The following is a 10,177-nucleotide window of genomic DNA, read 5'->3' as shown; positions in this document are numbered from 1 at the left end:
GATACTTGTGCCCAGATTTCTCACATCCTTTTGTGTGACCACATTTCATACATTTAAAACCATCGTGCCATTTTATTTTCGCTAAATATGCCTTACAGGCATCATCATTTGGCAATTCTTTTACAAAACTCAATATATTCTGTCCTTCAAATACTTCCATAAACGTTGTTTCTATTGACAACAAGATACAGAACTTAAATGACTAACTCAATAATTATATTTAAACTACTGGCCATTTAAAACACCGATAACTTCTTGATTAATCTTTTTTACTTCTTTTACATTCATCTTATCGACCTTTCGGTCATAGGTCATAAAACCATTCACCTCTCCTTCAACATCTGTCGTCTGCGTGTAGACTGCCCCAGAAAATCCTGCTTTTACTAGTTTTTTCAACTCTCTAGCATACTTTATATATTCAGCTGTAGTTTCTTTTGAATTTTTAAATTTTACGTATCCCCAGTTATTATCTGGCTTCCATAAATGATTCTTTAAAGCAAGTCCAATTCCACCATATTCACCTAAGACATTCACTCTTTGAGCATCATAAAGGTACATTTCTGGCCCTGGATAATTGTGTAAATCGACAATATCACCCGTGCGATAAAAATTACCTCCACTCGCAGAATTAACTAACCTACTTTTATCATATGCCTTTGTCCATTCTGTAATTTCTTCCGTTTTAAATTGTCCCCATGCCTCATTGAATGGCACCCAAACAACAATACTTGGATATGAGTATAAATAATCCATTATATCCTTCCACTCTGTTCTATATATTTTTTCCGATTCTACACTTCTCTTTAATTCGGAACCATCAAAATAATTACGGTTCTGCCATTGGGGACTCCTGTCACCACTTGGCATATCTTGCCACACCAAAATTCCCATTCTATCGCAGTGGGTATACCATCTCGCCGATTCAACTTTTACATGCTTTCTAATCATATTAAAACCTAGCTCCTTAGTTTTTTCAATATCATATTTCAAGGCTTCATCACTTGGCGCAGTATAAAGACCATCTGGCCACCAACCTTGATCAAGTGGCCCAAATTGAAAATAATCCTCGTTGTTAAGTTGCATCCTTACGATACCAAAAACATCCTTTTTCATACTGATCTTTCTCATACCAATATAACTTTTCACCTCATCGACAACCAGACCATTACTTAAAACCTCTATTTTTAAATCATATAAAAATGGTGTTTCTGGCGACCAGAGTTTCGCGTTCTCTACAGATAACACAATTTCTTCACCAACCACTGCTTTTGCAATAGCCACATTGATATCACCATCGAAGACAGTAACTTCTACTATATCACCATACTCTGCTCCTTTGACAACAGGCAAAACTTTTATTAGTTCATTATCTATATCTGGTACGGCCTTTAGATGTTCAATATGTTTTTTTGCAACAGGCTCTATCCACACGGTTTGCCATATTCCTGTTACAGGAGTATACCATATTGCTTCTGGTTTGTTTACCTGTTTGCCTCTAGGTTGCGGACCGTCATTAGTGGGATCCCAAACCTTTATGGTAAGTTGTTGCTCCCCATCAATTAGAAAAGGGGTTATATCAAAAGAAAAAGGAGTATATCCCCCTAAATGAGAACCTACTTTTACACCATTAACCCAAACAATTGTTTCCCAATCCACAGCACCAAAATGTAGTATAATAGCTTGATCTTTCCAACTAGAAGATACTTCGAAAGACGTGTTGTACCAAAGTTCATTATCCGTTCCAACCTCTTTCATAACTCCAGATAAACTTGACTCTACTGCGAACGGAACTAGTATTTTACCTTGGTAATTGGTCGGTGTAGTACTACCTTTTTTCTGAATAGCATAATCCCAAAGACCATTTAAGTTTTTCCATTCATCACGTTCCATAATAGGTCTAGGGTATTCCGCAAGAACATTATCGGGAGTGATTTTTTCTGCCCATACTGTTTTGATTTTATCACCTGCAGGCCTCCATTGACCCAATACCGGTTGAGAAATAGAAATAAGCAAAAGGAATAAAATTGCAAAAATCTTGATTTTTGTTGTTATCGAAAATAAATAATTCATTTTTTGTTGTTTTATTACTTTTACAAAGTAAAATTATCAACCCAACATCAACCTACTCTTTAGTTTCATTGTTTCATATATATTGGTCAATCGTAATTTTTATTTACACTGTTCGCAATATTGAACTAAATAGTGTTATCTATGAGACATATTATCGTGAACTATTCACTAAATTTTAACGATATTCGAACGTCTTGAAAAAATTTAAATTAAGCTTACTTCTTTTGGTTTTCCATTTTAGCCTACTATGTGGGCAAGAAATATATTTTCAACATTACATGGTGGGAAATGGATTATCACATAATACCATTCTAAGTTCCATGCAGGATTACAAAGGTTTTCTTTGGTTCGGCACAAAAAATGGTTTAAACCGTTTTGATGGATATAACTTTAGGTCTTTCCAAAACAATCCTGATGACCCCAAAAGCCTTAAAGGTAATTATATAGAAAGTCTTCATGAAAATGATAGCACCATATGGGTAGGTACCGATAATGGTTTATTTAAGTACAATGAAAGGTTTGAGAATTTTGATTTTATTGAAGGCACTTCAGATTCACAAATTATAGATATTGAGAACGACAAAAAAGGTAATTTATGGTTTGTCAGCGGAAGTACTTTGAACAAATACAGTCTAACCACAAAAGAAATTACGGAATATCCCTCCGACCAGTTTTTTAATGCTACAGATATTCATAGATTAAAAAATAATGACATTTGGATTGCCTCTACAAATCACATCTATCATTATGAGGAAGCATCTGATTCTTTCAAAGAATACAGCCTTGACGTTGAAGCCGACCTGAAACGGCCTTTTAGAATCAATGAGTTATTTGACCTTGATGAGCGCACTCTCCTTTTAGGTACACAAAACCATGGCGTGCTTGCCTTTGACCTGGTTGATGAAAAATTAAAAACATTGGCTCAAATAACTAAAGAATGCTATTATGTTAGAGACTTTGCCATGCGTGGAGAAGATGAGCTATGGGTGGCATCAGAATCTGGTTTACATATTTATAATCTAAAAACAAAGGATTATACAAACTTGACCAAAAATTATGATAATCCTTATGCACTATCTGACAATGCTCTATATACTCTAACAATAGATAAAGAAAATGGCGTTTGGGCCGGTTCTTACTTTGGTGGCATAAATTACAATCCAAACCAATATTCACCATTTACGAAGTTCTTTCCTATGTCCTCACAAAATTCTATCAATGGAAATGCGGTGAGAGAAATACAACCAGATAACTATGGTAATCTTTGGATAGGTACAGAAGACGCTGGTCTTAATAAATTTAATCCAAAAACAGGTCTATTTACCAACTACACATCAAAAGACAAAGATGAAAACGGTATCTTGACTTATCACAATATTCATGGTCTCTTACCCGTAGACGACAAGTTATGGGTAGGTATGTTCGACAATGGTCTAGATATTTTGGATATTAAAAAGGATAAAATAGTAAAGCATTACAATATAGGAAAAGAAGGCGCATTAAGAAGCAACTTTGTTTTTGAGCTATATAAATCCAAACAAGATGTCCTTTTTGTCGTAACCACATACGGCATACAGACCTATAATCCTTTGACAGATAAATTTATCCTGTTCAAGGCCTTTCCAGAGAATCATCACTACACATGTTTTTTTGAAGATGAACAAGGTATTCTGTGGGCAGGAACTTATTCTGATGGACTATATTTTTACAATCCTACAACAAAGAAAAAAGGTTATTTTAAGCATGACCGAGGTATTGCAACAAGTATTTCCAACAATCACATAAATGGAATTTTTCAGGATACGAGAAATAACATTTGGATTACCACAGAGAATGGATTAAATTTTTTAAATAAAGATAAAAAGGGTTTTACAAAATATACGACGAAAGATGGTTTTCCATCAAATGTATTTTATGGGATGTTAGAAGATTCTACTAAAAACATTTGGATCACTACTTCTAATGGTTTGGTAGAATTTGACCTAAAAAATGATGTAAAGAAAATTTACACCAAGGCGAATGGTTTAAAAAGTAATCAATTCAATTATAACTCCGCCTATAAGGACCCGAATGGCCGTATGTATTTTGGTACGGTAAACGGCATGATTAGTTTCAATCCAAAAGATTTTAAAAAGAATTCATATAGCCCACCAATATATATTACAAGTCTACAGATTAATAACAAAGATGTTTTTGTTGACCAAAAAGATTCTCCCATTAAAGAATCCATCTCTTCCCTAAAGAATCTGATCCTTTCCCCAGAACAGTCTTCATTTAGTTTAGAATTTACTGCTCTTAGTTACATCGCACCTGATAATACGGAGTATTGGTATCAAATGGAAGGGCTTAATAATGAATGGGTCTATTTACAAAAAGATCATAAAGTATACTTTATGGAATTGGCTGCGGGTAATTACAATTTTATTGTGAAATCTATGAACAGTAGCGGTGTGTGGGGCAAGGAAACATCCGGATTGGCCATTAAGGTACTTCCTATATTTTGGAAAAGTAATCTTGCTTATGGCTTGTATACATTGCTCTCTGGTTTTTTTATTTTTATTGGGTTTAGAACTTACGATCAAAGAATAAAAGCGAAAAACATTCAAAAAATCAAACAACTTAACAATAGAAAGGAAAAAGAAATCTATGAAGCCAAAATTGAGTTCTTTACCAATGTTTCCCATGAAATACGCACCCCATTGACCTTAATAAAAAGTCCTTTGGAAAAAGTTTTAAAAAAAGCACATGAAGTCCCAGGTATAAGGGATAATCTAGCCATTATCAAAAAAAATACTAACCGTCTTTTAGACCTTGTAAATCAACTACTTGATTTTAGAAAAATTGAGATTGAAAGAGTAGACCTTACTTATGTTGAAACAAATGTATCTGAATTAATTCATAACACCTATGAAAGATTTAGTGAGGCCATTAGGGATAAAAAGGTAGATTTTAGTTTAAAACTAGAGGGAAAAGACGTATTAGCTTTCGTAGATCCAGAGGCACTTAAGAAAATATTAAGCAATCTTTTTGGTAATGCTATTAAGTATGCCGATAAAGTCGTAATAGTATCTTTAATATCCGAAGGAACACAATTCACTCTAAATTTAAGAAATGATGGAAAACTCATTCCTACTCATTTAAAGGAACGAATATTTGAACCTTTCTTTAGGGTATCAGGCACAGAAAACCAAACAGGAACAGGTATAGGACTTGCCCTTGCTCGTTCTCTAACCGAGATGCATAACGGAAGTTTAAACTTAAATACAAGTGATGGCATAATGAACAGTTTTGTGCTTAAACTTCCCATTCATCAAGCAAAAGAATTTAGGTTGCGCCCCAAGACAGTGCAAAATTGGGCAACTGACGAAACTATAATAGATGTAACCATTTCACCTAATCAAGGTAATTGTATTCTATTAGTGGAAGATAGCGAAGAACTTTTAGACTTTGTAGCCAAAGAGCTTAATGAAGAGTACTTTGTGCTGAAAGCTTCAAATGGTGAGGCTGCTTTAAAATTGCTTAATGAAGATAATGTGCAGCTGGTAATCAGTGATGTAATGATGCCCGGTATTGATGGATTTACTTTATGTAAAAAAATAAAGACCAATTTAGAAACTAGTCATATTCCAGTAATTCTTTTAACATCTAAAAGTGCTATGTCCGCCAAAATGGAGGGCTTAGAGTCGGGTGCGGATGCTTATATTGAAAAACCTTTTTCAATTAAACATCTTAAAGTACATATTGCTAACCTAATTGAAAACCGTAAGAATATTATGGAACATTATGCAAGTTCTCCACTGGCACATATTAGGAGTATAGCGAATACTAAAACAGATGAAACCTTCATTAAAAAACTAGATGAGGTCATTTATCAAAATTTGTCAGAGAACGATCTTAATGTGGAGACCTTAGCTGAAATTATGAATATGAGTAGATCTACATTATATCGTAAAATAAAAGATATTTCCAATCTTAGTCCGAATGAACTCATTAACATCGCTAGACTCAAAAAATCAGCAGAACTACTTAAATCTGGAAAATATAGAATCTTTGAAGTGGCTGAAATAGTGGGTTACAATTCAGCAACTAGTTTCGGACGTAATTTTCAAAAACAATTTGAGATGACACCTTCGGATTATATGAACGATAAAAGTTCCTAATTTTCATTTGCTTTCAAAACTTTATTTGAAGTAACATTTTTTGTAAAAACAGAACTATGGTTTGAACTGAGCTAATCTAGTATCAATTAAATCTAATTACCAATTACTGTTATGTAATTTTATCAATTACTCAGTAAATTTATTAATAATAAGTAACCACTATTTTACAAAACAGCATCTGGAAAGGAATGTTTTAAAAAATTAAGGTTCAATTCATCTCTTGTGCTTTCCAATATTAATACTTGTTCTAATACATATTGAACTTTGTCAAATACTTCTCTTTAATTCTCTATATTTTATTTAAGGGATTAGTCATGCTAATCTCTTTAAAGTAATTGCCGATAACAAATTGACAATAGGAAAAATAAAATTTCGCAGAACCCATTATATTCAAGCATTCCGAATAAGATGTTTGAATCCAGTCGAGATTATTATTCTTTTTTTATATAAAAAGAGAAAAGATATTCTTTGGACTTACTATATTTAACTGGACTTAGAGTTAAGAGCGTGTTAGCTGTTTAAATTAACTTTGAAAAATGTCAAGAGAAAAAAGAAATTACACCGTAGAGTTCAAGGAAAAAGCTGTGGAACTTAGTTACGCACGTGGTAGCGTTGTAGAAATATGCAGGGAACTGGATATACCTACATCAGTATTGAGCCGCTGGCGCAGGGAATCGGGTGCCTATGGCAAGAACAGTTTTCCGGGCAAGGGGAACCCGAAACTTACGGACGAGCAACGTGAGATCGCCGAGTTGAAGAAAAGATTGATGGATGCCGAACTGGAACGTGATATCCTAAAAAAGGCGATAGCCATCTTCTCCTAGGACGACAGGAAAAATATAGGTTCATAAAACACCATAAATTTAAATTTCCAGTCGGGAAGATGTGCAAAATGTTCAAGTTAAGTAAAAGCAGCTATTATAATTGGTTAGGTAGGGAACCATCCAAAAGATGGTTGGAAAACCAAACGATATCCTCGGTCATTCGAGTTATTTTCATAGATAGCTTCGAGAGTTATGGGGCACCAAGGATCAAAGAGGAGCTCTCAAAAAAGGGATATCGTGTTTCCAGGCCACGGGTTGCCAGGATAATGAGGGCCAATAATCTGTTCGCCAGAAGAAAGCGCAGGTTCAGCATTACAACGGACAGCAGGCACAACTATCCGTTGGCCCGCAATATTCTGGACCGAAACTTTACGGTCTCTAGAAAGAACCAGGTTTGGGTGTCCGATATTACCTATATAGAGACTAAACAGGGATGGATGTATCTGACCGTTATCATCGATCTGTTCCATAGAAAGGTCGTAGGGTGGTCGATGGGCGAAACCTTAAATACAAGTGACACTATAATCCCTGCTTGGAATATGGCCGTTAAGTCCAATAATATAACAAAAGAACTCATATTTCATTCCGATAGGGGATCTCAATATGCCGGTCACAGATTTACCAATATCCTAAAAAGTTATGATGGAACGGTAAAGCAAAGTATGAGCAGAAAAGGAAATTGTTGGGACAATGCGGTGGCAGAATCATTTTTTAAGAGCTTAAAGGTAGAATGGGTCTACAAACATAGTTATGGACTTAGATCGGAAGCCGAGCTATCCGTCTTTCAATGGATAGAAACTTGGTACAACAGAAGAAGAATGCACTCTACATTGGGGTATAAAACCATAGAAGAATTTGAAAACGAAATGTATAATCAACAAATAGCAGCATGACTCTTATCTAATTGTCCACTTTTTTGTTGCAAGTCCAGAATTATGGGATACAAGAAACTGGACGAGGTCATGGAACTACTCAACGATGAGCTGGAAGAGTTCAACTAATCTCTGGACAAGTTGGAGAGACTCATCCAGAACGTGGATGACATCAAGATAAAATTGGATACTTCAGAAATTGAACGGATGCTCCAAGAATTATTAGTCTCCTTGGAGACTAATAATTCAAGACTTCAAGAGTTTTTTCAGCATATGGGGCAGCAGATTTCCAAAGCAAAATTGGTCCCAAAAGTGCAGCTGTGGATTCATTATTCGATTTAGATGCTGTCATTGGTCATTATCGGGTATCTAGCTTTTAGGATATCTCGAACAGGCGATATTCAAGAAAGGGCATTTGCCAAGAGAGAACAAAGGATAATCTCAGACCTTCGAGGATATTTTGACCAAAGCCTAGGGCATTATCAATCGTATCAAAAATGGATTAAAGAAAAAGATAGTGTTCCAAATCAAAAGTAGAGTGCGCCCTATGCGGTTTTTGCTTTACGTTTATCTGTAGGAACACTACAAAAACCGCATAGAATCCCTGCGCAGACAAGTTATGGTAAGATTTTTTAGGGGGGGGTAACCTATGTGTAAACTCAGGGAAAGCCCATAATAATTGATATTGACATCAAATAACATCAATTCAATTCATTAAAAATTGGAGGTCAAAAATAATAGATTTGTGTCACCCAGAACTAAAAAAGCCGACTCCTAAAAGTCGACTTTCCTTATGTACAGGCGGAGAGACTTGAACTCATACACCTTGCGGCACTAGATCCTAAGTATATTTAAAACATCACTACTTTATTTTAAAAATTAATAACAGCATCTAATGCTTCATCAGCTTCTTTGTGAATGAAGTTCGCTTGATACCCAATTGTAGTTTTTAGATCACTATGACGATACAACTTTTGTAGCATATAAGGGCTGATAGAATCCCCCGCGATATTCCCGAAACTATGACGAGCAATATGGTTCGACAAGTTCTTTTCTATACCACATTGCTTTCCAATACGCTTTAAATATTTATCAAAAAGACTGCTTGCGTTTCTAATTTTCACAAACTTGTCATATTCACTTTTTGGGTTAACATTGTCTAAAAAAGGAAAGATATTATCTGTTGATATTCGCCTATTTTCATATAGCCTAATTATGTCTTTAGCCTTTTTAGGTATCTTAAGACTAACAGGCTTTTCATTTTTGTTCATCGTATAGAACAAACGACCATCTTTAAAGTCCGACCATTTCATTTCCAAAACATCAGATATTCTGATTCCAGCAAAGTAAAAGGAAAATAGCCAAACGTTACGTGTATGCCAAATACTTGTTTGCATTTCCAAGTTCAAATCTTCTATCCTCAATATTTCTTCTCTGGTCAATCCGATTTTATGACCGGATGTTATTTTTATTTTTTCCTTATCTCCGGCAAACGGATAATGTTTTCTATCTACTTCCCCATCCGTAATAACTTGATTAAAGAGGGTGCGAATAAAAATCAATTGGTTTGTGATTGTACGTGTTTTTTGACCTAGATATGCAGCACAAAAAGATTTGTACTTATTCAAAAAAGCCGTATCAATCTCCTCAAAGGGAAGTGTTTTCTTCTTTGTAAAAAGCTTAATATCGTCCACCATGGAATGTTCAGGTTTCCGACCTTGAACCATTCGTTTTTTACGACGTTCCTGTATTTGTTTGATTACAGTTTCCATTGGTGCACTAGAATTTAAATTTAAATACTCTGCTATGTTATACAGGATAGACATTTCCGATTTAGCAACGGAAAACGTTCCCGCCTTATATTTTCGTTCAATACGCTCCGCTGCAGCTTCAAAAAAAGAAACACCACTTCCTTTACGTTTTACCTTATTAGCTATTTGTTTTGTTGAGAGATTTTCGTTGCTCGTTTCCGCATCAAGTAGACTTGCATGGGCTTCACTCAACTTTTTTTGAAGTAAATTATTTAACCGCGTTGAATTCGGATGCGACTTTTTTAAGCATCGTTCTGTTGCGTTCCATTCTTTTTCAAAAATATAATTACCTGTGAAAATATAGCTTGTTTTGCGATTTTTCGTTACACGAACGGCTATAGGAACTGTGCCGTCCTTTTTCTTTTTATGCTTGACAAGTACTATCTTCACTGATGCCATGGATTATTCTCTTTCCTCAAAGATAGAAGAAACTTGCCGAA

Annotated in this window: 6 protein-coding genes; 3 read left to right on the top strand and 3 right to left on the bottom strand. The window is 35.0% G+C overall.

Annotated features, from left to right (window positions below; translation table 11 throughout):
• The coding region (locus ES765_RS16710; protein WP_138115476.1) for a transposase at positions 1-160 on the bottom strand (160 nt) is incomplete at its 3' end.
• Positions 161-225: 65 nt separating this feature from the next.
• On the bottom strand, positions 226-2,070 hold the full coding sequence (locus ES765_RS16705) for a glycoside hydrolase family 2 protein (RefSeq protein WP_138115474.1): 1,845 nt from the start codon (positions 2,068-2,070) through the stop codon (positions 226-228).
• Positions 2,071-2,264: 194 nt separating this feature from the next.
• Between ES765_RS16705 and ES765_RS16700 the strand changes: the two genes are divergently transcribed.
• From ES765_RS16700 to ES765_RS16690, 3 genes are all read left to right on the top strand, one after another.
• Positions 2,265-6,230 (top strand): two-component regulator propeller domain-containing protein, encoded by a 3,966-nt coding sequence (locus tag ES765_RS16700; RefSeq protein ID WP_410504712.1) that lies wholly within the window; start codon positions 2,265-2,267, stop codon positions 6,228-6,230.
• 536 nt (positions 6,231-6,766) lie between these two features.
• A protein-coding gene (locus ES765_RS16695) for an IS3 family transposase (protein WP_249356548.1) occupies positions 6,767-7,947 on the top strand; the annotation gives its coding sequence in 2 pieces (ribosomal slippage) (positions 6,767-7,025 and positions 7,025-7,947; 1,182 coding nt in all).
• Positions 7,948-8,067: 120 nt separating this feature from the next.
• A complete protein-coding gene (locus tag ES765_RS16690; protein ID WP_138115468.1) occupies positions 8,068-8,268 on the top strand; it encodes a DUF6730 family protein in 201 nt (66 codons plus the stop codon).
• Positions 8,269-8,798: 530 nt separating this feature from the next.
• On the opposite strand, the gene ES765_RS16680 is transcribed toward ES765_RS16690, so the two are convergent.
• Positions 8,799-10,136, bottom strand: a complete 1,338-nt coding sequence (locus tag ES765_RS16680) for a tyrosine-type recombinase/integrase (protein WP_138115464.1) — start codon at positions 10,134-10,136, stop codon at positions 8,799-8,801.
• Positions 10,137-10,177: the final 41 nt, after the last annotated feature.

The sequence above is a fragment of the Maribacter sp. ACAM166 genome (genome assembly GCF_005771495.1).
In the GTDB taxonomy this organism is placed as follows: domain Bacteria; phylum Bacteroidota; class Bacteroidia; order Flavobacteriales; family Flavobacteriaceae; genus Maribacter.
This window is presented reverse-complemented; position numbering and strand designations above follow the sequence as displayed.

Excerpts from the sequence above, each read along its gene's own strand:
- ES765_RS16705 (WP_138115474.1), bottom strand. The coding sequence starts at position 2,070 with ATGAATTATTTATTTTCGATAACAACAAAAATCAAGATTTTTGCAATT.
- ES765_RS16680 (WP_138115464.1), bottom strand. The coding sequence starts at position 10,136 with ATGGCATCAGTGAAGATAGTACTTGTCAAGCATAAAAAGAAAAAGGAC.